Origin of the sequence: Marinobacter salexigens, from assembly GCF_002806945.1 — a bacterium.
In the GTDB taxonomy this organism is placed as follows: Bacteria; Pseudomonadota; Gammaproteobacteria; order Pseudomonadales; family Oleiphilaceae; genus Marinobacter; species Marinobacter salexigens.
Map to the genome: position 1 here is coordinate 589,506 of NZ_NIHC01000001.1, position 23,058 is coordinate 612,563.

The following is a 23,058-nucleotide window of genomic DNA, read 5'->3' on the forward strand; positions in this document are numbered from 1 at the left end:
TCAATACACGTCGTTCTGGGTGTTGTATGTGTTGAACTTGCCGGTCGGAGTGATCATGTAGTCGCCCTTGATCACCTCCTTCAGCTCGCGTGTCTTGTCATCAACCACAACAATGGCGGAGTTCTTGTCCTGAGTGTTCCAGACAGAGAACCAGACTTCATCGCCTGCCCTGTTGTATTCCGGCTGTACCACACGCTTGGGACCTTCACCAAGGTCGGCCCACTCGGCAATCGGAAGCACTTTGTAGCCTGCATCGAAGTTGTTGATATCGAATACAGCTATGCTCTGGCTCACTGCTTCGGCAGGGTTAAGCGCAGTGTCTACCCACAGGTTGGTGGACTTTGGATGGGTTTTCACGAACAGCGAGCCGCCACCTTGACCGTTAACCGTGCGGACCACTTTCCAGGCTTTGTCCGGGTGGCCTTCCGGGTCGGTACCGATCAACTGGATGGTGGGGTCGCCCAAGTGAGACGTTGCCCAGACAGGACCATGCTCCGGGTCTACAAAGTTGGCACCACGACCCGGGTGAGGGATTTTGCCAACATCGATAAGCGCCTCAAGGTTACGGTCCTTGGCATCAACAACCGCAATCTTGTCGGAGTTGTTGGCTGCCGTCAGGAAGTAACGCATGCTGGCATCCCAACCACCATCGTGCAGGAATTCTGCAGCATTGATGGAGGTGATGTTCATGTTGTCCAGATCTTCGTAGTTTGCCAGCAGGATTTTGCCGGTTTCTTTTACGTTGATGATGAACTCAGGGTGCTCGTGGGAAGCAACAATGGCCGCAACACGTGGCTCAGGGTGATACTCCTGCTTGCTCACAGTCATGCCGCGGGTGCTTACAATTTTCTTGGGCTCCAGGGTATCGCCATCCATGATGACGAACTGTGGCGGCCAGTAGGTACCTGCAATGGCGAGCTTGTCTTCCCAGCCCTTGTACTTTGAGGTCTCAACAGAACGTGCTTCCATGCCCACTTTGATCTTGGCAACGGTTTGTGGCTCTTCCATCCACAGGTCGATCATGTTGATCAGAGCGTCGCGGCCGATAACCATTACGTAGCGGCCAGAGGCAGACATCCGCGATATGTGTACCGCGTAACCGGTATCGATGATTTTCACGATGTCCTTGGAGTCGCCGTCAATCAGGGCTATCTGGCCCGCATCGCGCAGGGTGACACTGAAGATGTTCTCCAGATCCAGATCGTTCATCTGCTTTTTGGGCCGGTCTTCCGGTGGCACGATCACTTCCCAGGTTTCTTTCATGTCGGCCAGGCTGAACTCGGGAGGCATGGGCGGCTCGTGCATGATGTATTTGGCCATCAGCTCCACGGTTTCTTCGTCAAAGTCACCGGAGGTCAGCCAGTTGGGCATGCCGGCGGGGGAACCATAGCTGATGAACGCTTTCAGATAATCGATACCGCGCTCCTGTGTGATATCCGGAGTCAGTGCTTTACCTGTGGCGCCTTTACGCAGAACACCGTGGCAGCCAGCGCAGCGTTGGAAGTAGATTTGCTTTGCTTGTTCAAATTCTGCATCAGTAAGATCCGGGGCTCCGGGGGAGCGGACTACCTTCGCGGTACTTGCGTCAATGGGGCTGGGGGTGCCTTCATAGGCGGTTGAAGTCGGGTCGGCGTGTTTTGGTGCAGCGTTTACGCTCATTACGCCGAGCGACGCCACAGCCACGGCAATCGCCAGTGGTTTCAGGAATGGGTTGGTTGCTCTCATCAGGCTCTCTCCTTTGAGTTAAGAGTGTTGTAAGGTTTCTCTTCTTTACCCTGATGAACATTGATTAAAATCAGATATATGTTATTTGTCCAGTGAGTACCCACCCATGGGTATAACCAAAGAGTTGTTGTGGCTGAAAGGGTTTTTAACCAATATCAAAGATGCATTGGATCGGCTGCATCATCATGTTGTAAACCCGCTACAGGGGCATGGGAGAAAACGAACTGTGAACGGTTCCGGAAGGGGTAAAGGCAGGCTTCAGGTTGGCACCATAATAGTGTCGGGGATGCTGTTTTTTGCACCACCTTTGCTGTCGGCGGGCGAGCAGTTGGCGCCTTCAAAAAACCTGGCTGACCTTGAAAACTTTGTGATTCAGGACTGCGGTTCCTGCCATGGATTGACGCTCAAAGGTGGCTTGGGCCCGCCATTACGACCTGAAAACCTGAACCACCTGCCGGAAGCAGCCATCGCCGCCATAATCCGCGAAGGTATTCCTGGCACTGCAATGCCCCCTTGGAAGCCGCTACTGGCCCCAGCCGATATTGTGTGGATCAGTCATCAATTAAAGGCCGGCAAGCTGGTCTCGCCCTGATAATTAGCCCGGAGGATGTGCCAGATGTCTTGGATAACCCGCTGTGCGAAGCGTGTGTTGTTGCTGTCTTTTTTTGTGGTACTGGTGAGTGGATGCCAGGCTCTTTCTATTCCCGGTCCTGATGGGGGGGCGCAAAGCGCAGCATCGGCAACTGAAACCGACAGTTTAATGGGCACTGGCGATCTGGGCCTGATTATTGAACGTGCAACCGGCTCGTTGCTGGTTATCAACACAACCAGTCGAAGCGTTATCAATCGCATTGAAGGGCTGGGCGATCTTTCTCATGCATCTGTTGTGTATTCCAGAGATGCTCGCTATGGCTTCGTGTTTGGTCGTGACGGTGGCCTCACCAAAGTGGACCTGCTTACCCAATCTATCGTCGGAAGAGTTATCCAATCTGGCAACAGCATTGGAGGCGCTATCTCTCAGGATGGCCGCTATGTTGCTGTGTCCAATTACGACCCGGGGGGAGTGAAGGTTTTCGATAGCAAAACGCTGGAATTGGTTGCCGATATCCCTGCTACCTATACCCGGGGAAACGGTGAAATCGCGCAATCCAAAACGGTTGGTCTGGTAGATGCTCCGGGCAATCGTTTCGTGTTCAGCCTGTTTGATGCGGGGCAGATCTGGATTCTGGATATGCCGGAAGACGGTACCGGTGGCGCGCCTGAAGTGACGCGCTTTGATGCCGGGAAAGCACCGTACGATTCCATGATCACCCCTGACGGACGTTACTACATTGCGGGTTTGTTTGGAGAGGATGGTCTTTCCATGCTGGATCTTTGGGACACCGACGCTGGTGTGACAGAAATTCTGCCGAATTACGGCAAGGGTGAACAGCAACTCCCAGTCTACAAAATGCCGCACCTTGAGGGCTGGACAGTTGCCGATGGCAGAGCCTTTGTGCCTGCAGTTGGGCACCATCAGGTGTTAGTGGCCGATATGAATGACTGGTCACTGGTTGATAAGGTGCCGGTACAAGGCCAGCCGGTTTTTGTGATGGCCAGCCCGGATAACAGGAGAATCTGGGTCAGCTTTGCACACCCGAAAAATGATGTGGTTCAGGTGATTGACTCCCAGACCCGAAAAGTCATTCGCACACTGGAGCCTGGCAAGGCAGTGTTGCACATGGAGTTCACTCCGCGGGGTGAGGAAGTCTGGGTATCGTCCAGAGACAGTAATCGGGTAACGGTTTACAACACCCAAACACTGGAGCCGGTTGCCGAACTGGAAGCGGTCAAGCCCAGTGGTATTTTCTTTACAAGCCGAGCTCATGTGCTTGGGCTATAGCTTCAGTTGTGCCTGCGCATCAGCGTTGGCGGTGCTGATGTGCGGTATGCCGGTCGCCATAGCGGCTGAAGAATCTGAGCCGGTTGTTGTGTTATCCATTGATTCAGTCACGCGAGTCACAGATGTTGCGGCTTATCGCCTCAGCCGTTACCTGCGAGGGCAGGGTTGCGCCGCCGAGATTCGCTTCGACAATGAACCCGGCGAAGTGGCATTGATGTTCCGCTATACAGTTCAAGCCGAGCGGAAACCGGCAGTTTTGAGTGCAACGAGCCTGGATGGCCACTGGCCCCGCCCGGCCTGGATAACCCGCAGAACCTCGGGAGTCCCTGCACTGTCGGAGCTTGAGGGTCGCGACCTGGCGACAGTAGCCGGCCAGGATCCGCTGGGGTCAACCCTGCCCCATGCAGCACTGGAAGCTGTGGGCGTGCATCCGAAACCGGAAGCCATATACGAATCGGGAGACTTCAGTTCAGCACTGGGTCTTCTCTTGCACAACAACACCCATGCTGCAGTTTCCGAGGCAGGATTTGTTGGTCAGTTTCTTGAGAGCCGGGATTTGGTCATCACCTGGCAAGGTGATCCGGTCACAACAGTTGGCTGGTACCGGGGTAAAGCCTGGAGTAAACAGGCGCTGGCCTGTGAGGAAGCTCTGGGTCAACTGGAACGAGTCGCAGACAAACAGATGTTTGCCGTTTTTCCTGAATGGGTTCATGGCTTTGCCAGAATCGACGATGAGTAACAGAGGATTGTGATAGATGACGTTTTACCAGCCCGTTGGTAATGAAATAGAACTGTTCCAGGCAGCCGCCGATAACGGCCTGCCGGTTCTGATCAAAGGCCCCACAGGCTGCGGTAAAACCCGGTTTGTGCGCTACATGGCCGAAAAGCTCAACCGGCCGGTTTACACGGTAGCCTGCCACGACGACCTGACCGCTGCCGATCTGGTTGGCCGCCACCTGATAGGCCCGGAAGGCACCTATTGGCAGGACGGCCCACTGACCCGTGCCGTGCGTGAAGGCGGCATCTGCTATCTGGACGAAGTGGTAGAAGCCCGGAAAGACACCACGGTCGTGCTGCACCCACTGGCAGACGACCGCCGGGAATTGCCCATAGAGCGCACCGGCGAACTGCTCACCGCAGCACCGGGCTTTATGTTGGTGGTTTCCTACAATCCGGGTTACCAGAGCCTGCTCAAAGGCATGAAACCCAGTACCCGCCAGAGATTTGTATCACTGCGGTTTGATTACCCCTTGGAAGAGGCAGAGCAAACCATTGTGAAGGAAGAGTCCGGTTGCACCAGCGACCTTGCAAAGCAGCTGGTGAGCCTTGCGACTGCCTTGCGCAACCTGAAAGACCACGATCTGGAAGAAGCCGCATCAACCCGGCTGCTGATACATACAGCGTTATTGATACGCGCTGGTCTGCCAGCGGCAGAAGCCTGCCGTGCAGGCATGATCGAACCATTGTCTGATGACGAAGCAACAGTTATTTCATTGATGGAGGTGGTATATGCAGTATTCGGGCGGCAGGAAGAAACCCGCTAGCGGGGCAGTTGTGCCCGTTGTCTGGTATTTGCTGAACTTGTTGGCAATTCCGGTGATCAGTTTTGTGATTTTGCTCTGGCTTTTTATTAACAGTTCAGGAACAAATGAACTTCGCAGGGCCCATACCCGTGCGGCTATGTTCATGTCGCTGATTGGTTTTGTCTTGATCAGCTCAGGCGTTCTCATTAGCTGGATGTTCTTCGGCGATGTTGGCCATTTCGGAACCTTTGCTCTGGTTTGGGCAATCGCGTTACACACAGGGTTTGTGCTGTGGGGAATGATTTCTCTGGCGCAGGCTATGTCTGAGAAGATGCCTTATTTTCCGGCTAAGTGGCTGTAAGCCTGAGAGTTGGAGGGGAGCACTGGCGGGGCCGGCCTCTCAAAACACGCTGTTAATACGTCCGTGTACGCTTGGCTCCGCCATCCATGGCTCCGCACAGTTTTGAGAGGCCGGCCCCGCCAGTGCAATCTAACCTTGGCAGTTTCATCAGCCTCACTTGTTTAAGGCGTTTGATCTCAACTCCAATGTTGGAAGCATCAGGGGGGAAGTAGTATCCAAAACTGTGCGGAGCCATGGATGGCGGAGCCCAAGCGTCACATGGATGTGCCGCAAGGAGCGTGTTTTGGATACTACTTCCCCCCTGATGCTATCGCGAAGTCAAACTATATCTATGTGATCGTGTGAAACCCAGCAACCGCAACAATAACCACCGGCGCCCAGGACTGGGCAATCACCCTCCAGCCGCGAGGTGCATTCTTCATCTCCATGAAGTGATCCACCAGCAACATGGATTTCACAATCACCATACCGAATACCAGCCAGGCCAGAAACTCAGGCCCGATACCGACCTTTAAGGCAATCACCGGCAAAGCCGTGCAAATCATCAGCGCAAAATAGACAGTCAGCATCCCAAATCCTCCCTAGGCCAGTACGTAAATCATCGGAAACAGCACCAGCCACACCAGATCTACCATGTGCCAGTAGCAGGCACCGGACTCCATGCCATTCATATCCGAGCCGTCGTAGTCACCGTTGCCGACCTTAACGGCCAGAACAACCAGAATGACCTGCCCCAGAATGACATGCATGAAGTGAAAAAAAGTCAGGAAAAAGTAGAACATGAAAAACGTGTCTGTACCCAGGTTATAGCCCTGGCTATACAGGTTCACGTACTCGTACATCTTGCCTACTGTGTAAATGCAGGAAACCGCAATGGCTAACCACAGGCGCCATTGCACACCAGGTAGCTTTTGGCGGAGTTGATGAACCGCAGTTGCGACGAAATAGCTGGCTGTGATCAGCGCTGCGGTATTGATCAACCCTATTATCGGATGCAGAGCCTCGCGGCCAGCGTGGAAGGTAGCCGGGTCCAGGCTGCGGGCAACGGCAAAGCCGATGAACATGATGCCGAACACCGCCAGCTCGGCGAAAATGAAGATCCACACGGCAATATCGCCGGGAAGCTGGCGGGTATCGGTTTCTGGAGCAAGGTTAAGGTGAGTCATATCGCTCCTGTTACTGGGTGAGGTTCAGGTAGAGTTTGGGTAGCTGTACAGGCAGCTGAGCCGGGTCGCGGATAACCACAAAGTTGCTGCTGCCAAACACGTAGGGCAGGTACTCACTGGCCTCGTCATCAATGGTGACACAGAACGGCGTCAGCCCGGCTTTTTGAGCTTCCTGCACCGCCATGCGAGTGTCTTCCACGCCATAGCGCCCCTCGTAGATATCCAGGTCGTTAGGCTTTCCATCGGTCAGCAATAACAGGATTTTCTGATGCTCATGCCGGGTTTCCAGCAGTTTTGTCGCCTGCCGGATAGCGGCGCCCATGCGGGTATAGAAGCCGGGTTCCAGCGCCTGAATGCGCCCACGAATGGTGTTGGTATAGGGCTCATCAAAGCTTTTCAGATGGTGGAATCTTACGTGGTCACGGCGACGGGATGAAAATGCGAACAGGGCAAATGGGTCGCGGCTGGCCTGCAAGGCCTCACTGAGCAATTGCAGGCCATCGCGGGCAACGTCGATAACGCGCTGGTGGTTGTTGATGTAGGTTTCGGTAGAAAGCGATATATCCGCCAGCACCAGGCAGGCAAGATCCCGCTGACTCTGCTGGCAGCGGCGAAACAGCTTCTGGTCTATTACACCTTGGCCACGCCGGTGTTGCACTTCCCGTTCAAGGCAAGCGTCAAGATCCAGTTCGTCGCCATCCATCTGTCTCTTTTGCCATTGCTTGAGCGGTTTCAGGGCACTGAACTGACGCTGCAAGCGCTTTGCGGGTCGGCGCAAAACTTCGGGAAGCTCGGCGGGCACGGCGTCCTTCGCCAGCAGGGGCTGTAAGCAGCAGAAGGCTTCACGGTAGCTTTGGCTGCGCCAGTCCCATTCCGGCAAGTGTATGCCAGGGCCAAGGTGCAGGTCGTCGTGCTCTTCCGAGGGCAAATCCAGATCAAACTTGATCGCCGATGAGGCTTCTTTGCGGTCGTTGGATACGGAAATCATGTCCATATCGTTCGCAACGGCTTCGGCATCTTCTTCGTCGGTGTCGTCGCCCGCCCGGTCAACCGGAATGAATTCAGTCCAGGAGAACAGGCTCTCCAGCCGGAAGATCATCAAACCCTGATCGCGGTCAAAGGCTTCCACCCGTTCTGCCTGCTTGCGCTTGTTCTTTTTCGTCAGGCCGCCCGGGCTCGATTGAGTATCTTCATCGCCGGTTACCTGCCCGCTGGTTGTTCCCTGTTCAAGAGCAGGGTATAGCCAAAGGATGACGGGCCAGGGGTCAGTGTCGGCTGAGGGTAAAACAGGTACGCTGCCCGGGTGAATCAGTGCCTGGCAGATGGCCTGTTCGCGGATAGCCTCAGCGTCGGTCAGGCTGTCGGGGTCGGGGCGCCAGTACAAAACATGCTTGACCAGGCGCTGGTAAACATTTTCCAGCCCCGGCCAGCGTGCAAGAACATCCTGCACCAGGGCCTGGTTTCCGGTAAACCAATCGGTTTCTGCCGGTGCCGGAGTAGCCGCAAGCGCAGCCAGCCAAATATAGAGATCCCGGTTTAACTGCCTGGACGGGAACCGGGCTACTCTCTCAGGCAGCCGCAGGTTCTGGTCATCACGCCATGCCAGTTCAAATTTGCGGTGTGTTCCCGCAAGTTTGTGCAGAAACTTGCGACGCAGGCGAAAGTGTCGGGGCTCTGCGGTGACCAGGCTGAGCGCCGGGTCGCCCCCGAAGGCGCGGAATACAATGCCCAGGCTGCGGGCTTCGTCTTTCAGGTAAACGGCGTGCTCGGGGAACTCACCCAGAGCCTGGCGAGTAATGTACTCATGCCATTTGTAGCCGACCCACTCTTCCATTTCGAGTTCCTTTTAGGCCTGCGTACTGACAGGCTTGCTGTCACGTCGCTGGCCGGTGGTTAATTGACGAACAGGAATCAGAATTGTTTGCCGGCTGGGCTCGCCTGGTTGCCATTGCAGCAGACTGCCTTCCGGGTTGTTTTTTTGTACTTCACGGCAAGCGCTCACACATTGCAGGCACTGAGTGCAGGAGAACTTTGCCCGCTTGTGACTGCGAGTAGGCAGTCGCATGGGGCAGGCTTCGTCGCAGGCCTTGGTGCAGTCACGACAGGCTGCGGCGCGGGTCGTATCAAAAGTAACTAACTGACCCCGGCCATGGGTCATCCAGGCAATGCTTTGCACCACACCAAAAGCACAGCCGTACTTGCAGAACAGATGCCGTGCGAACAGGAAGTCGAGAGTAAACACGGTGGTTGCTATGGTCAGAAAGATAGCGGGGTAAAAACTCAGGTTGCCCGTTATCAGGTCTGAATATAACGGGATAGGTGGCAACAGGTAAGATAGCATCGCCAAAGCCCAGGAAAAGCCAATCAGGCTGCAAGCCAGAGTCAGCCCCATCCAATGGATAACCTTGCCGCGACGGCCTTTCTTCAGGGCCTCCCAAAGTGTCGGGCGGCCCGTAATACGGGTCATCAGATCGTTGATGGTTTCCACTACAGAAAAATGTGGGCACAGCCAACCGCAGTAGATGCGGCCCCATTTCCAGGCAACCCAGAGCACAAGGGGGACCAGAACAAGAATGGGAAGGATGAACCACAGCAAAACCTGGCTGGCGACGTCCGCAGGGGAACTTTGCACCACCCAGTCGAGATTCAGGTTGAACGAAAGCGGAAAGCCCAGCAGTACAAATCGGGCTTCCGTTAAGTCATAGCGAAAAATATTCAGTACCGGTGCCAGCAGGAACAGCCCAAAAAACGCAGCGCGAGTGAACAGGCGCTTGTTCTGGAGTGTGTCCTTGGGGTTTGCTTGCTGCACGGTCACAGTATGGTTCCGGGGTAGACAGGGCCGGAAACGATTTCCGGCCCTGTGGGTTTTAAGGGCGCCGGTTTATGCGTCCTGAATAGTAGCGCCGCGGACTTCCTCGTCAAAAGATGCTTGTCCCTTGATAAAGAAGCTGCCGAAGTACACCACCAGACCCGCCATGAAGAAGCAGCCGGCAATCATGCGCGCCCAGTAGAACAATGCGATGTTGTCCTGGGTAGCCATGAACGACAGGGCTTCGCCACTATCCGGAATACGCTGCAACCAGATCTGCAGGATGCCCGCACCGGTCAGGAACAGGGTGATGAACACCATGGATATGGTCATTAACCAGAAGCCCCACATTTCCACAACCTGGGCAGTGTTACTGTTGCCGTAGGGTCGCCCGCGCATAATCGGCACCGCGTAGGAAATGATGGTAAGCACAATCATCACATAGGCGCCGTAGAAGGCCATGTGGCCATGAGCCGCTGTGAGCTGAGTGCCGTGGGTGTAATAGTTGATAGGTGCCAGTGTGTGCAAAAAGCCCCATACACCTGCGCCCAGGAACGCCATTACCGCAGTACCCATGGCCCAGAGAATGGCGGCCTTGTTCGGGTGGTTACGCTTGCGCCGGTTGATCATGGTGAAGGCGAACAGCACCATCATGAAGAACGGCAGGGGTTCCAATGCAGAGAACACAGAGCCCAGCCACAACCAGTACTCAGGTGGCCCAATCCAGAAGAAGTGGTGGCCTGTACCGATGATGCCGGTAATCAGCGCCATGGCGATGATCACATACAGCCACTTCTCGATAACCTCCCGGTCTACGCCGGTGAGCTTGATCAGCACATAGGCCAGAATGGCAGCCATGATCAGTTCCCACACGCCTTCAACCCACAGGTGTACTACAAACCACCAGAAGTATTTGTCAGTGGTCAGGTTGCTTGGGTTGTAGAAGGAGAACAGCCAGAGTACCGCCAAACCAATCAGGCCGGTGATCAACACAATGTTGACCACGGTTTTGCGGCCTTTCAGAGCAGTCATCATGATGTTGAACAGGAACCCGACCACCACCAGGGCTATGCCTATCTTGGTTACTGTTGGCTGTTCAAGGAACTCCCGCCCCATGGTTGGCAACAGCTTGTTCATGGTGATGTCCGCCAGAGTGGCGTAATCCACAAACAGGTAACCAAGAATGGTGAGCGTACCGGCAACGGCGAAGACCCAGAAAAGAATCCAGGCAAGCAGCGGGCTGTATAGCTCGGTTTGTGCTTCTTCCGGCACCAGGTAGTAGGTGGCACCCATAAAACCGAACAGCAACCACACAATCAGCAGGTTGGTATGAACCATCCGCGCAACGTTGAAAGGGATTTCCGGGAACAGGAAATCACCCACCACATACTGCATGCCCAGCACCAGGCCGAACACGATCTGGCCAGCGAAAAGTACCAAGGCAAAGATGAAGTAGGGCATGGCAACCCGTTGAGACTCGTATTTCATAGTTACTCCCTTAACCTTCGATGTTGGGTGGCCAGCCGTTATCATCGACCTTGGATGTCCACTCAAGGAACTCCGACAGGTCGTTGATTTGCTGGTCGGTCAGGTTGAAATTAGGCATTTGCCGGCGCCCTGGCACGTTGGTGGGCATGGCGTTCATCCAGGCGTTCATGTACGCCTTGAAAACTTCGCTGTTGCCACCGCCGCGACGGTCAAATACGTTGGCAAGTTCCGGTGCAAAATATGCACCTTCCCCCATGATGGAGTGACAGCCAACGCAGTTGTTGTTTTCCCAGACGTGTTTGCCCCGGACAACCTCTTCGGTAAGCTGATCCCTGTTATCCCGCTCGGGCATTGCCCGCGATTGGGTGTCAAAAGTCAGAACCAGAAACAGCAGGATGAAGAATGTGCTCCCCCCCAGATATATGTTTCTGGCCATGCTTTTGGTAAAGCGTTCGGCCATTGGTCTCTCTCCTTGGTCGTTGTGGAATACCTGACTGCCCTACTAGGATATAAAGATGTATTCGCAATGCTGTTGATGATTATCAATCATGACGGAAAATCACACTACTGCGCTGGGGAGTTACCTCTGTAGGGGTAGGTGGTAGACTTCGCGCCCTGTTTTTTTAACCCGAATGCCCGGAGTAAAAATGACCGCAGCACTGGCGTTGTTTATCAAGCTGATTCCGCTTTATGTCACGGTCGCTCTTGGCTGGGTGGCTGGCCGTTATCTGGAGGCCAGTGGCAAACATATTGCGGGCATCATGCTTTACATTGTTACGCCCTCAGTGGTGTTCTCCGGCGTGATGACCGCACCGCTTTCGCCTGAAGTGATCCTGTTGCCATTTTTGGTGTTCGGTTTTGCTGCGGCGCTGGCGGTTGCGCATCTCAGGCTGGCGCGTCGGGTGTTAACTGATGGCAGTGCCAGCATGATTCCCCTGTGTGTGGGCTCGGGGAATACGGGTTATTTTGGTGTGCCTGTTGCGTTGCTATTGTTCGGGGAAGAGGGACTGGCGATCTACATTGTGTGTATGTTGGGGGTCACTCTGTTCGAAAGTTCGGTGGGGTATTACCTGGCTGCTCGCGGCCGGCATGATTTGAAAGACTCCCTGTTGCGGGTTGCTAAGCTCCCTTCTGTATACGCCTTTCTGGCGGCAGTAACCCTGAATCTTTCGGGTATTGGAATTCCCGATGTGTTTGTCCCCCTGTTCGATAACCTGCGTGGCGCCTATAGCATTCTGGGCATGATGATTATCGGCATGAGCATCAGCAGTTTTCGTGGACTGGCGGGTAATATACGGTTTACCGCGCTGGCGTTTTTCGGAAAGTTTGTGGCCTGGCCAGTATTGGCGACCATGTTCTGGTGGCTGGACTCACAGTTTTTGGGAGTCTACGAGCCCGCAGTGCACAAGGCTATATTCCTGATTTCCATTACTCCCATTGCAGCTAATACGGTTGTTATTGCCACCCTGCTGGACACATCCCCGCGGCAAACCGCAGGGACAGTTATGCTATCAACACTGTTTGCATTGGTGTTTATACCGGTGATGATTTCGCTGGCGTTCTAGCGTGCTGGCTGGCCAGGATTCGTCCACCTGCTGGAAATCGCTTCGGGGTTTTCAGAAAGCCGTATAAGCTAGCGTATTTCGTCCTGGGTATTATTGATCTGACGTCTGTCGGGGTGTGGTTGTTTTGGTTATGGTAGGGGGTAACCCTATCATTTGTAAACGTCACAGGGAGGTTTGATTTGCTGGAGCGACTGCAACGCAAGCTTGGATTGCAGACAATACCGGGCGTGTTTTTTACGTCAGCAGGGGTGGCGACACTGTTTGTGCTGCTTGCGATACCATTTGATGAAGCCGTTGCAGCTATCTTCGGCGTTTTGACGGGCTGGGTGGCGCAAAACCTTGGTTGGTTCTACATCCTCTCTGTTACCTCACTTTTACTCTTCCTGTTAGGGCTTGCGGTCAGTCGGTACGGCAGCATCCGCCTGGGCGCTGATGACTCCCGACCGGATTACTCCAACCTTACCTGGTTCACCATGCTGTTTGCGGCGGGCATTGGTACCATTTTGATGTTCTGGGGTGTGGCCGAGCCGGTTTCCCACTTTGCCAATCCCCCCTTTGAGGGTGTTGTCGCCGGCAGTGAGCGCGCAGCCAGTGATGCTATGACCATAGCCCTGTATCACTTTGGCCTGCACACCTGGACCATATTCGCCATGCCCGGACTGGCGATTGCGTATTTTGCCTACAGGCACCAATTGCCCATGCGCATCAGCAGCCTGTTTTACCCGCTGCTTGGCGATCGAATATACGGGCCATTGGGTTGGACTGTGGATGTGATCGCGGTGCTGGGTACTCTGTTTGGTGTGGCCACCTCCCTTGGCCTTGGCACCTTGCAGTTGAATAGCGGCCTCACGTATCTGTTTGGTATCCCTTCAACCGGGTGGATTCAGGTTTTGCTGATAGCGGTGATTACCAGCATCGCTGCCACATCGGTGGCGCTGGGGCTGGACAAGGGCGTGCGCCGTTTATCCCAGGTCAATATTGTGATGGCTTTATTATTAGTAGTGTTTGTGCTGGTGGTAGGCCCAACAGTATTTATTGCAGAGGGAATGGTTCAGAGCATTGGAGACTACTTTGATGCTTTGCCTTGGCTGGCATTCTGGACTCAAACCTATGCCGAATCGGGCTGGCAGCGGCAGTGGACCCTGTTTTACTGGGCCTGGACGATTACCTGGGCGCCTTATGTGGGTATTTTTATTGCCCGGATTTCCCGGGGAAGGACCATTCGTGAGTTTGTGGCCGGCGTGCTGTTTGCGCCAACCGTGTTTACCCTGGTGTGGTTCGGGGTGTTCGGGCTCTCTGCCATCAATGTGGAAATGAACGGTCAAGTGGCCTTGTATGAGCAGGTTCAGCAGGATCCTTCGGTAGCTATTTTTGCCTTTCTCGAAGCTTTTCCTCTGGCGGAAATTGCCTCACTGCTCAGCATCATCATTATCGTAATTTTCTTCACCACCTCGTCGGATTCTGCCTCTCTGGTGATTGATATGCTTACGCGCCGGGAGGACCAACCGTCGCTGGTGCGACAGAGGATTTTCTGGGCCGCAGCCCAAGGTGTGATAGCAGCAACCCTGTTGCTGGCAGGCGGGCTGGATGCATTGCAGAACGTCATTACGTCGTTGGGGCTGCCATTCTGTGTGTTGCTGATATTTATGGCAGTGTCGTTATTCAGGGCGTTAAATGCCGACCATCGCGGGTATTCCGTGAGCGAACTTGTGCAGGGGCGCGTCTTCCCGGAAGTGGAAGGCAAGGCTGTGCCAAAAGAGGAGGGGCAGAATGTACCGTAAAATACTGTTAGCCATCGATTACGAAGACGCTGGCGAAGGCAAGCGAGCGCTGGAGGAGGGCGTAAGGTTGATGGGTGAAGGCAGTGAGTTGCATTTGGCCACGGTGTTTAATCCTGGCGGTGCGGGCTTCTTCCCCCATGTAACCACAGACGCTCCCGAAGACCGGGAAAACGAGGTGAGGGAAAGCCTGAGCCTGCTGGCACGAAAGTACCTGCCCATGAAGCACAGTGCCAGCCTGCATGTTGTTGCCGGCACGCCTGGTGAAAAGCTGCTGGCACTGGCCGCAAACATTGGTGCGGACTTGCTTGTGCTTGTATCCAAAGGTGCCAGTAGCCGCTGGCCAATGCGCCGGGCTACAGTGGAGTATGTGGCAGTGAATGCCTGCTGTGCCGTTTTAATTCTGCCATCTTTGGTGAAAGCGCCGGAAGAAGCTGATGGCGATGTCTAGACTGACTCAGCGCTTGTCGGGCAATCAGCACCCCGAAGCGCTCGGGCAGCCAGTAAGGGCGCGCTCCCACTGAATGGTCACATGCTGAATATTGAACTCGTGGTTCAGCATGTGGGTGGCCTGTTCGATCACTTGATCATCATCGGTAGAATCCGGTTTTATCAGATGCACGGTCAGCGCGTTTTCGGTGGTGCTGAGCGCCCAGATGTGCAGGTGATGGGCCGACTCCACGCCGGGCAGGGCCTTCAGCTTCTCAAGCACCTCACTTGGATTGATACTCTTGGGCACCGCATCCACCGCAAGGCTGACTGAGTCTTTCAGTAACCGCCAGGTGCCGATAAAAATCACCACCGCGATGACCAGGCTGACAACGGGATCAATCCAGCGCACGTCGGTGAGCAGGATAATAACCCCCGCAATCACTACGCCCACCGACACCAGCGTATCCGCAGCCATGTGCAGGAATGCACCTCGAATGTTCAGGTCTCCTTCCTGGCCCTTGAGAAACAGCAGCATGGTCACACCGTTGATCAGCACGCCGATGCTGGCGACAATAATGATGGTTTGGCCTACCACTTCGGCGGGCTCATTGAACCGGCGAATGGCTTCCCAGGCGATGCCACCAACAGCGGCAATCAGAAACAGGGCGTTGAACAGCGCCGCCAGAATGGTGGTTTTCTTGAGGCCATAAGTATTGCGGTCTGTGGCTTTGCGACTGGCCAGCCAACTGGCTACCCAGGCCATAATCAGCCCCAGAACGTCACTCAGGTTGTGCCCTGCATCCGCGAGCAGAGCCAGAGAGCCCGACAGCACGCCATAAACGGCTTCAATGATCACGAACCCGAGGTTGAGAAAGACCGCAATAGCGAATGCACGGTTATGGGTGTCGAAGTGTTCTGCGTGGCTGTGACCGTTGCCGTGACTGTGGTTGTGCATGAAGGGCTCTGAATCGATGAAGTGGATTTGTGCCAGTAAAAACCCTGTAACTGATACAGGGCCAAGCCACATTGGAGCGGCTTTTGTATATTTGGTCAATATGGCGTTAACTGATTGGCGGCAATCACAGGATTCTGAATAGCCAGAGGATTGTTTATGGAACGCTTGAGAGGGCATGTGGTAGCACCCTCGGCGCTGATCTTTGACTGGCATGGGACTCTGGTAGACACCCACGATGCCATGTTCAGCGCCATGGAAGACATGCTGCCGCAACTGGAAGAGTTGGGGCTGGTGGGTCAGCTGTTACCAGAAGAGCAGTGCCGCACCGAAGACGATGCCAGATTGGTACGATACATTCGCATATTCCGGCGTTTGCACCCGCGTATCCTGGCTGAGCGGCGAGTATCGAGGACGGATATTTTCAATGCGATTTTTGGTGACAATACAGCGGCCAAACTGATAGCCCACCAAGCCTACAATCAGGCCTACCGGCGTTACTTCGGGCAGGTTCGGCCATTTCAGCCGGGTGCTTACGAATATTTGTCGGCGTTGAAGGCCATGGGCATCCGGTTGGCCGTGGCCACCAACAGAAACCGGGAGTTTTTCGATAAGGAACTGAAAACCGTTGACGAGGGTCGCTGGCAGGATCTTTTTGAAGTTGCCATTTGCGCTGATGATGTTACGGAATACAAACCTGACCCTCAGGTGATCCACACCATATTGGAAAAAATGAACCTCCCGGCGAACGGGCGTGCCTGGTACATGGGTGATAGCTACGTGGATATGCTAACTGCCCACCGTGCCGGGATTTCCGGCGTTTTTTATAACGGTGCCCAATGGGAGGCGGACCGGATTCGAGGCTGGTTTACCCGCCGGGACGAGCCCGTGGCGGTTTTGGACAGTTTTGAAGAGCTTATGGATTTACTGGCCCTGATTGAGCGTGAGGAACCGGAGAAGTTCCTGCAACTGCCAGCGGAAGTGAGGCCTTCTCCCTTCCCGCCACCAGAGCGCCCGGAACCTCGCATAGAGCCCGACTGGCATCCCGCTGTGGTCAAGCTCATACGGCCTGAGGTGATCCTGTTTGATTGGCACGCCACGCTGGTGGATACCCTGGATGCCATGTACCACGCTGTGGATGACATGTTCCCGGATTTTTACAAACTCGGGTTGATGGAGCGCATGGTTGCCCCTGAAGACAGTAAAACGCCGGAAGATGCAAAACTGGTGGCTTATGTGCGCGAGTTTGCCAAGCTTCACCCCAAGGTGAAGGCCGACCGCAAAATCTCCCGCACGGATATCTTTGAAGTGCTGTTCGGTGATGATCAGGAAGCAAAGCAGATTGCTCACAAGGCCTTCAATCACCATTACCGCAATCATTACGGCACCGTAAAAGCCTTTGAGGCTAAAGTCCGTGCCGTGCTGGAAGGTCTGCGCCGCCTGAACATTCAGGTGGGAGTTATCACCAATCGCGACCGGGAGTTTTTCGAACACGAACTGGCGGCGGTGGAGGATACAGGTTGGGTGGAGCTGTTTGATGTGGACGTTTGCGGCGATGATACACCCCTGCGCAAACCCCATCCGGATCAGCTCTTGCTGGCGGTTCAGAAGCTGGATTACCCGCCCGACCCCAGTGTCTGGTACGTGGGTGACAGCACCACGGATGTGATTGCCGCCAAGCGCGCGGGCATGACCTCCGTGTTTTTCAACGGCGCACAGTGGGATCTGCCCTGGCTGAACCGGATATTCCCTGGCACTCACAAGCATCCGGACAAGCCGGATGTGGTGGTGAATGATTTCTCGGAATTCTGGGCGTTGGTGCTGGCGTGCGAGGTTGGGCCGCCCTGATGGGTTGGCTTAAAGCTCCTCCAGGTGTTCCAGCAAATAATTAGCCCGCTTCAACAGGGCTTCGCGTTTCTCCGGCTTCTGCTTGTCCCAGTTGCGGTACATCATACCCATGCGCGGATTGCCCTCGAAGTCCGCCCGGTGCCGGTCAATAAAGTGCCAATACAGGGAGTTGAACGGGCAAGCGTCCGATTCGGTACTTTTGCTGACCTTGTAGTGGCAGTTGGCGCAGTGGTCAGACATCCGTTGAATATACTTGCCGCTGGCGGCGTAAGGTTTTGAGCCAAGGTAGCCGCCATCGGCATGCATTACCATGCCCAGCACGTTGGGCAGCTCTACCCAGTCGTAAGCATCGGCATAAACAGCCAGGTACCAGTCGCAAATTTCATCCGGTGCGATGCCTGCCAGCAGTGCGAAGTTGCCGGTCACCATAAGCCTCTGGATGTGATGGGCGTAGGCGTTGCGCCGGGTGGCGTCGATGGCCTTGTGCATACAGCGCATTTTCGTTTCACCGGTCCAGTAAAACCAGGGCAGGGCGCGGATGTTACCAAGGCGATTTTCCTTGGCATAACCCGGCATGTGCAGCCAATAGATACCCCGCACGAACTCGCGCCAGCCAAGAATCTGGCGGATAAAACCTTCTACCGCATTGATGGGTGCTTGCCCGGCGTACCAGGCTCTTGCGGCGGCTTCACACACAGCGAGTGGGTCGAGCAGGCCGCAGTTGATATAGGGCGAGAGAATCGAGTGGAATAGCCAGTCTTCTGTGTCAGACATGGTGTCCTGATAATCGCCGAAACAGGGCAGGGCAAACTCGAAAAAGTAGTCGAGGGCTTCTTGTGCTTCCTCCGGCGTGACTGCAAAGTGAAAATCCTCTGTAGTGCCGAAGTGATCGGGGAAGTGCTGCTCAACCAGATCAATCACCTCACGGGTTATGGTATCCGGCTCAATCCTGAAGGGCGCAGGCGCGGGTGGTTTGCCACTCCATTTGCGCCGGTTGTCGGCATCGAAGTTCCAGTTGCCGCCTTCCGGTTTGTCGTCCGGAGTCATCAATAGCCCGGTTTTGCGGCGCATTTCCCGGTAGAAGAACTCCATACGCAGCTGCTTGCGGCCTTCGGCCCAGTCTGCAAACTCTTTTTTGCTGGCAATGAAACGGGTGTCGGTGCGGATTTCTACCGGCACGCCAAGCCGTTCCTGCCATTGGCTTATCTGATCGTGCAGGCGCCATTCGCCGCACTCGGTTGTGATGATCTTGTCTGGCTGCAAGTCTTCAAGGAGGTGGGATATAACGCCTTCAAGGTTTTGATGTTTGTTGTCCGGGTGGTAATGCTGGTAGTGAACCTGCCAGCCGTCTTGCTTCAGTCGCTGCGCAAAGTGGCGCATGGCACTGAACAGCAGAACCAGTTTTTTCTTGTGGTGGTTGGTGTAGCTGGCCTCCTCATGAACTTCCGCCATAACAAGGGTATCGCGTTCCGGGTCAGCTCCCTCGAGGGCACTGATATCGGTTGTCAGCTGATCACCAAGAATCAGAATCAGGTTGGTCATGGGGGGGATGCTCCGTGTGTCGGCGGGCTTTCAGGCTTGCGCACCTGAGAAGGGCTGGGGGGTACTTACCCATAGTAGGTAGCCAGAATACGCACTAGGCACAAGGGTAGTTCATGTTTCAAGCTGATAAAATTCCGGTATTCGCCAAGATGACTCGCATCAACATGCGCCTGGCCCGGTTAGCATACAATGCCCTTACATCACGGCTGATCCCACACATTACACGCTCAGAGTGTTTATTATGGCTTCCGATTCCGCACCACAAACAGCTGAATCCACACTCCCGGAATTTATCTGGGACGATGCGCTGATCAGGCGCTACGATCTCAGTGGTCCTCGATACACCTCTTACCCCACGGCGGTGGAGTTCAACCAGAGCTACCCGGTGGAACAGATGGTGGAGGCAGCCGCCCGCAGCAAGGCCAGCAACCGTCCGCTATCTCTGTACACCCATCTGCCGTTTTGCGCGCACCTTTGTTATTACTGTGCGTGCAATAAGGTGATCACCAAAAAGCGCGATAAGGCCATGCCTTATGTGGAGCGTGTTCTCAAGGAAGCGGCCATGCAATCTGAGCTGTTCGGCTCGGACCGGCCAGTAAAGCAGTTGCACTGGGGTGGTGGTACCCCCACGTTTTTGCCCAGGGATGTCATGCAGGAGCTCATGGGGGGCTATGCAGAGTTGTTTAACCTGCAAAACGATGCTGAGCATGATTACAGTGTGGAAATTGATCCCCGGGAAGTGGATCAGGACACCCTGCCAACCCTCTGGGAGCTTGGGTTTAACCGAATCAGCCTTGGGGTGCAGGATGTAAACCCGGAAGTCCAGAAGGCGGTTAACCGCATACAACCCCGGGAAATGACCGAGGCTGTGCTCAAGGAAGCCCGCCACCTCGGCTTCGGCTCCATCAACCTGGACCTGATTTACGGCTTGCCCCACCAGACCCCGGAGAGTTTCTCGGATACTCTGGAAGCGGTTCTCGAAATGTCACCAGACAGACTGTCGGTGTTCAGTTACGCGCACCTGCCGGATCGCTTTTACCCGCAAACCCGGATCAAGGACGATACGCTGCCAACGCCCCAGCAAAAGCTGACCATTCTGCACAACACCATTAACCGGCTTCTGGAAGCGGGTTACGAATACATAGGTATGGACCACTTTGCCAAGCCGGATGACAGCCTGGCGGTGGCCCAGCGCGCCGGAAAATTGCACCGGAACTTCCAGGGTTACACTACCCATTCAGACTGCGATCTGGTGTCTCTGGGGGTTTCCGCCATTGGTCAGACTGACGATGCCTACTTCCAGAATAATCACGATTTACCCGCCTGGGAGGCATCCATCGATGCAGGCAAACTGGCCATCACCAAAGGTGTGAATCTGACTCGGGATGACCGCATTCGCCGCTGGGTAATTGGTCAGCTTATTTGTCAGTTCCGCCTGGATCGACAGCAGTTTGCTGCTGAATGGCGGGAAGATTTTGACCAGTATTTTGCGGATGAGCTGGCCCGGTTGCGGCCGATGATGGCCGATGAGTTGATTAGTGATAATGGCCAGGTTTTGCAGGTTGAGCCGGCCGGGCGACTGCTGATTCGCGCCATTTGCCAGATTTTCGATTTCTACCGCAAGGAAGGTGCAAGCCAGCGATTCTCTCGCATTATCTGACCTCGTTTTATCTTGTCTTCCCCCGGGGCAGTCTGTGCCCCGGAAATTTGTTACGACCCCTAAAGACTGGACTACTGCCTTTGTTTGGCGTAACTTCTAGAGCTTCTTTTCAGGATTCTTAGAAAAAACTTCCCTGATTCAATGGCTTTGCGCTTGTAATACACTCTTTTTCGGCTTGCATTGCGGCCGGAAGAAAATAGCCTCTGCCAGCTGACTTCAGGGCCAAAGGGGCTGCAATTACAATGACTACTAAACAAATTTCCAGGCTGTACATACACCTCCGCTTTCTTTAGCGACTCTCATACCTTGGCGAAATAGCGGCTCCGCTTTTCGCCGACACCGCACCGGTGTTCTCGCACTGTTCATTTTCCGCGATTGGCGGGCTTTCTGAATATCTGTGCCGCAGGTAAACGAATAAATGTGTTCGGCGCCTGCTCAATTGGCACTGTGGTCGTAAAGAGGTTGTGTTTTGAACGAAAGTGGCTTTGTTCAGTTCTCGATACTGACAATCATGATCTTGCTGGTGGGCTTTTATGGCGGTACTTATCTGCTCACCCTGCTAATACGCAAAAAAGAAGAAGATACATCGGGTTTTATGGTTGCCGGCCATAACGTAGGCTTTGGCATGGGTGCAGCCAGTATGACCGCAACCTGGATATGGGCAGCGTCTTTTTATGCGGCGGCTACATCCGGTTATACCTATGGCGTGTCCGGACCGATCCATTATGGCCTGTGGGGCGCCTTGATGATCCTGTTCATCTACCCGTTTGGCCGGCGTTTTCGCAAACTGGCGCCCAATGGCCATACCCTTGGAGAGCTCATCCACGCACGCCATGGCTCCTCCAGCCAGCTGATACTGGCCGGCTCCAACATTCTCGGCAGTATTATCAGCCTGATGGTGAACTTCACCGCTGCGGGTGCCCTGGTATCAGTACTGTCGCCCTTGTCGTTTCAAACTGGCGTGCTGGTTGCCGGTGTGGGTGTGCTCAGCTATACCCTGACCTCGGGTTTCCGGGCTTCCGTTTTCACGGATTTCGCCCAGCTTGTTGCCTTGATGGCGATAACGGTAGTGATCATTCCTGCGGTGCTGTTTGCGGTGGGCGGGCCATCGGTCATGGTCAGCGGCCTTGAGAACCTCACCAGCGAGCAAGCCGATTTTTTCTCGGTCGATGCCATCATGAACCAGGGGGCGCCGTTTTTTGTTGCCGTTCTGGCGTATGCTATCGGTAACCAGACCATATCCCAGCGCTTGTTTGCGGTGCGTGAGAAACACATCAAGCGGACCTTTGTTACAGCGACGCTTGGTTATGGTGCCATTGTTATCGGTCTTGGCATGATCGGGCTGATGGCACTGACCGTGGGTGTGGAGCCGGTAAACGGCAACATGAACAACCTGATTCCGCAAATGGTTTCCACCTATCTTCCCCCGGTGTTTGTGGGCTTGTTCTTCGTGTTGGTGATCGGGGCTCTGTCATCCACCGCGGATTCGGATTTGTCTGCCTTGTCTACCATAGTGATGGCCGATATTTACGGCAAAAACATCGCGAAGAATGACCCCAACCCCAAAACAATGCTGTTGGTTGGTCGCTCGACCATGATTGTTGCAACTGTGGCGGGTTTGATTTTTGCCAGTTTCTCGCTGGATATCCTGGTGATGCTGGTGTTTGTTGGCGCCCTGTGGGGGGCCATTGTATTCCCGGTTATTGTCAGCTGTTACTGGGACAGGGTAACCAATGCGGCCTTCACCTGGTCTGTGGTTATTGCTATGGCGCTGTTCTGTATCGCGCGCTTTGAGCTGCTGGAAATGACCGGAGCCACGGTACTTTTCTTTGAAATACTGGCATCGGTTGGTGGCGCCGTTGTATTCGGGCTTATGGCATTTGGTTTCTTTGGCCGCGCAGTAGGTTTGGGGGTTGGCGTGGTTTCGGGACTGATTTTGTTGGTGTACGCCACGGGTTTTCTGCGGGACTACATGGTGCTTACCGCTTCTCTCACAGCATACGGCGCCAGCGCCATAGTCTGTACTGCCATGACACTGCGCAGTAAAGAACGATTTGATTTTGACCTGATCAAGCAGCGCGTTGGCAGTTACGACGTGCCTGCAGATAAAGAAGAAAATGAACCCACAATGATTCCTGAAGGAGCACACTGATGAGTGAACTCGTCTATGGTAGTTATATTCTGGTTTGGCCGGTATTGACCTTGGGGGTGCTGGCTGTCATTTGCGGTGCGGTTATCAAGGATGCCGTGCAGGCGCGCCAGTCGGACCGCGACATGGTCTGATGCGTGGATGAAACGACATGAAAACGGGAGCCCTATGGCTCCCG

General features: G+C 54.6%; 20 protein-coding genes and 1 pseudogene. 12 read left to right on the plus strand and 9 right to left on the minus strand.

The genetic code is table 11. The features are described from left to right. Window positions 1-1,578, minus strand: a pseudogene (locus CDH47_RS02740) (cytochrome D1 domain-containing protein); the annotation flags it as partial. 253 nt (window positions 1,579-1,831) lie between these two features. Here CDH47_RS02740 and CDH47_RS17650 point away from each other — a divergent pair. From CDH47_RS17650 to CDH47_RS02765, 5 genes are read left to right on the plus strand one after another with little or no spacing between them, the layout of a single operon-like run. Further along, the gene (locus tag CDH47_RS17650) at window positions 1,832-2,317 is read left to right on the plus strand and encodes a c-type cytochrome (RefSeq protein ID WP_239985548.1); all 486 of its coding nucleotides are present in this window, start codon (window positions 1,832-1,834) and stop codon (window positions 2,315-2,317) included. Between the two features lie 24 nt (window positions 2,318-2,341). Further along, window positions 2,342-3,607, plus strand: a complete 1,266-nt coding sequence (locus CDH47_RS02750; RefSeq protein WP_100638285.1) for a cytochrome D1 domain-containing protein — start codon at window positions 2,342-2,344, stop codon at window positions 3,605-3,607. Window positions 3,608-3,644: 37 nt separating this feature from the next. Continuing rightward, entirely contained in the window at window positions 3,645-4,346 is a 702-nt protein-coding gene (locus tag CDH47_RS02755) for a PhnD/SsuA/transferrin family substrate-binding protein (RefSeq protein WP_100638286.1), read from the plus strand. Between the two features lie 16 nt (window positions 4,347-4,362). Further along, window positions 4,363-5,151 (plus strand): CbbQ/NirQ/NorQ/GpvN family protein, encoded by a 789-nt coding sequence (locus CDH47_RS02760; protein ID WP_100638287.1) that lies wholly within the window; start codon window positions 4,363-4,365, stop codon window positions 5,149-5,151. A gap of 10 nt (window positions 5,152-5,161) precedes the next feature. Next, entirely contained in the window at window positions 5,162-5,491 is a 330-nt protein-coding gene (locus CDH47_RS02765) for a hypothetical protein (RefSeq protein WP_239985549.1), read from the plus strand. Window positions 5,492-5,820: 329 nt separating this feature from the next. Here the strand turns inward: CDH47_RS02765 and CDH47_RS02770 are convergent, their stop codons facing one another. The 6 genes from CDH47_RS02770 to CDH47_RS02795 form a co-directional block, all read right to left on the minus strand. Beyond that, the gene (locus CDH47_RS02770; protein ID WP_100638289.1) at window positions 5,821-6,060 is read right to left on the minus strand and encodes a cytochrome C oxidase subunit IV family protein; all 240 of its coding nucleotides are present in this window, start codon (window positions 6,058-6,060) and stop codon (window positions 5,821-5,823) included. Window positions 6,061-6,072: 12 nt separating this feature from the next. Continuing rightward, entirely contained in the window at window positions 6,073-6,657 is a 585-nt protein-coding gene (locus CDH47_RS02775; RefSeq protein ID WP_100638290.1) for a cytochrome c oxidase subunit 3, read from the minus strand. 10 nt (window positions 6,658-6,667) lie between these two features. Beyond that, a complete protein-coding gene (locus CDH47_RS02780) occupies window positions 6,668-8,491 on the minus strand; it encodes a nitric oxide reductase activation protein NorD (RefSeq protein ID WP_100638291.1) in 1,824 nt (607 codons plus the stop codon). A 12-nt stretch (window positions 8,492-8,503) separates the two neighbouring features. Beyond that, window positions 8,504-9,472, minus strand: coding sequence for a 4Fe-4S binding protein (locus tag CDH47_RS02785; RefSeq protein WP_100638292.1), 969 nt, complete (start codon window positions 9,470-9,472; stop codon window positions 8,504-8,506). Window positions 9,473-9,538: 66 nt separating this feature from the next. Further along, on the minus strand, window positions 9,539-10,999 hold the full coding sequence (locus tag CDH47_RS02790) for a cbb3-type cytochrome c oxidase subunit I (protein WP_420843654.1): 1,461 nt from the start codon (window positions 10,997-10,999) through the stop codon (window positions 9,539-9,541). Beyond that, entirely contained in the window at window positions 10,965-11,414 is a 450-nt protein-coding gene (locus CDH47_RS02795; protein ID WP_100638294.1) for a c-type cytochrome, read from the minus strand. Before CDH47_RS02795 ends, CDH47_RS02790 begins: the two co-directional genes overlap by 35 nt. A gap of 187 nt (window positions 11,415-11,601) precedes the next feature. Here CDH47_RS02795 and CDH47_RS02800 point away from each other — a divergent pair, with 187 nt between their 5' ends. From CDH47_RS02800 to CDH47_RS02810, 3 genes are all read left to right on the plus strand, one after another. After that, the gene (locus CDH47_RS02800; RefSeq protein WP_100638295.1) at window positions 11,602-12,519 is read left to right on the plus strand and encodes an AEC family transporter; all 918 of its coding nucleotides are present in this window, start codon (window positions 11,602-11,604) and stop codon (window positions 12,517-12,519) included. Window positions 12,520-12,698: 179 nt separating this feature from the next. Then, the gene (locus CDH47_RS02805; protein ID WP_100638296.1) at window positions 12,699-14,300 is read left to right on the plus strand and encodes a BCCT family transporter; all 1,602 of its coding nucleotides are present in this window, start codon (window positions 12,699-12,701) and stop codon (window positions 14,298-14,300) included. Further along, on the plus strand, window positions 14,290-14,748 hold the full coding sequence (locus CDH47_RS02810) for a universal stress protein (protein WP_100638297.1): 459 nt from the start codon (window positions 14,290-14,292) through the stop codon (window positions 14,746-14,748). The genes CDH47_RS02805 and CDH47_RS02810 overlap by 11 nt, the downstream gene beginning before the upstream one ends. A 24-nt stretch (window positions 14,749-14,772) precedes the next feature. Here the strand turns inward: CDH47_RS02810 and CDH47_RS02815 are convergent, their stop codons facing one another. Further along, window positions 14,773-15,684: a cation diffusion facilitator family transporter gene (locus CDH47_RS02815; RefSeq protein ID WP_100638743.1), complete on the minus strand. Its 912-nt coding sequence runs from the start codon at window positions 15,682-15,684 to the stop codon at window positions 14,773-14,775. Window positions 15,685-15,840: 156 nt separating this feature from the next. Here CDH47_RS02815 and CDH47_RS02820 point away from each other — a divergent pair, with 156 nt between their 5' ends. Continuing rightward, the gene (locus tag CDH47_RS02820; protein WP_100638298.1) at window positions 15,841-17,529 is read left to right on the plus strand and encodes an HAD family hydrolase; all 1,689 of its coding nucleotides are present in this window, start codon (window positions 15,841-15,843) and stop codon (window positions 17,527-17,529) included. 9 nt (window positions 17,530-17,538) lie between these two features. On the opposite strand, the gene CDH47_RS02825 is transcribed toward CDH47_RS02820, so the two are convergent. Further along, window positions 17,539-19,071 carry a cryptochrome/photolyase family protein gene (locus tag CDH47_RS02825; protein ID WP_100638299.1) on the minus strand — a complete coding sequence of 511 codons (1,533 nt, stop codon included), beginning with the start codon at window positions 19,069-19,071 and terminating at the stop codon, window positions 17,539-17,541. A gap of 241 nt (window positions 19,072-19,312) precedes the next feature. Between CDH47_RS02825 and hemN the strand changes: the two genes are divergently transcribed. From hemN to CDH47_RS17655, 3 genes are all read left to right on the plus strand, one after another. Further along, window positions 19,313-20,731 carry an oxygen-independent coproporphyrinogen III oxidase gene (hemN, locus tag CDH47_RS02830; protein WP_100638300.1) on the plus strand — a complete coding sequence of 473 codons (1,419 nt, stop codon included), beginning with the start codon at window positions 19,313-19,315 and terminating at the stop codon, window positions 20,729-20,731. Between the two features lie 469 nt (window positions 20,732-21,200). After that, window positions 21,201-22,883 (plus strand): sodium:solute symporter family protein, encoded by a 1,683-nt coding sequence (locus tag CDH47_RS02835; RefSeq protein ID WP_205077488.1) that lies wholly within the window; start codon window positions 21,201-21,203, stop codon window positions 22,881-22,883. Further along, window positions 22,883-23,014 (plus strand): putative transporter small subunit, encoded by a 132-nt coding sequence (locus tag CDH47_RS17655; protein ID WP_239985550.1) that lies wholly within the window; start codon window positions 22,883-22,885, stop codon window positions 23,012-23,014. Before CDH47_RS02835 ends, CDH47_RS17655 begins: the two co-directional genes overlap by 1 nt. Window positions 23,015-23,058: the final 44 nt, after the last annotated feature.

Bases quoted from the DNA above. Each gene is read 5' to 3' on its own strand.
- CDH47_RS17650 (WP_239985548.1), top strand. From the start codon at position 1,832: ATGGGTATAACCAAAGAGTTGTTGTGGCTGAAAGGGTTTTTAACCAAT.
- CDH47_RS02750 (WP_100638285.1), top strand. From the start codon at position 2,342: ATGTCTTGGATAACCCGCTGTGCGAAGCGTGTGTTGTTGCTGTCTTTT.
- CDH47_RS02755 (WP_100638286.1), top strand. From the start codon at position 3,645: ATGTGCGGTATGCCGGTCGCCATAGCGGCTGAAGAATCTGAGCCGGTT.
- CDH47_RS02760 (WP_100638287.1), top strand. From the start codon at position 4,363: ATGACGTTTTACCAGCCCGTTGGTAATGAAATAGAACTGTTCCAGGCA.
- CDH47_RS02770 (WP_100638289.1), bottom strand. From the start codon at position 6,060: ATGCTGACTGTCTATTTTGCGCTGATGATTTGCACGGCTTTGCCGGTG.
- CDH47_RS02775 (WP_100638290.1), bottom strand. From the start codon at position 6,657: ATGACTCACCTTAACCTTGCTCCAGAAACCGATACCCGCCAGCTTCCC.
- CDH47_RS02780 (WP_100638291.1), bottom strand. From the start codon at position 8,491: ATGGAAGAGTGGGTCGGCTACAAATGGCATGAGTACATTACTCGCCAG.
- CDH47_RS02790 (WP_420843654.1), bottom strand. From the start codon at position 10,999: ATGATAACGGCTGGCCACCCAACATCGAAGGTTAAGGGAGTAACTATG.
- CDH47_RS02795 (WP_100638294.1), bottom strand. From the start codon at position 11,414: ATGGCCGAACGCTTTACCAAAAGCATGGCCAGAAACATATATCTGGGG.
- CDH47_RS02800 (WP_100638295.1), top strand. From the start codon at position 11,602: ATGACCGCAGCACTGGCGTTGTTTATCAAGCTGATTCCGCTTTATGTC.
- CDH47_RS02810 (WP_100638297.1), top strand. From the start codon at position 14,290: ATGTACCGTAAAATACTGTTAGCCATCGATTACGAAGACGCTGGCGAA.
- CDH47_RS02815 (WP_100638743.1), bottom strand. From the start codon at position 15,684: ATGCACAACCACAGTCACGGCAACGGTCACAGCCACGCAGAACACTTC.
- CDH47_RS02820 (WP_100638298.1), top strand. From the start codon at position 15,841: ATGGAACGCTTGAGAGGGCATGTGGTAGCACCCTCGGCGCTGATCTTT.
- CDH47_RS02825 (WP_100638299.1), bottom strand. From the start codon at position 19,071: ATGACCAACCTGATTCTGATTCTTGGTGATCAGCTGACAACCGATATC.
- hemN (WP_100638300.1), top strand. From the start codon at position 19,313: ATGGCTTCCGATTCCGCACCACAAACAGCTGAATCCACACTCCCGGAA.
- CDH47_RS17655 (WP_239985550.1), top strand. From the start codon at position 22,883: ATGAGTGAACTCGTCTATGGTAGTTATATTCTGGTTTGGCCGGTATTG.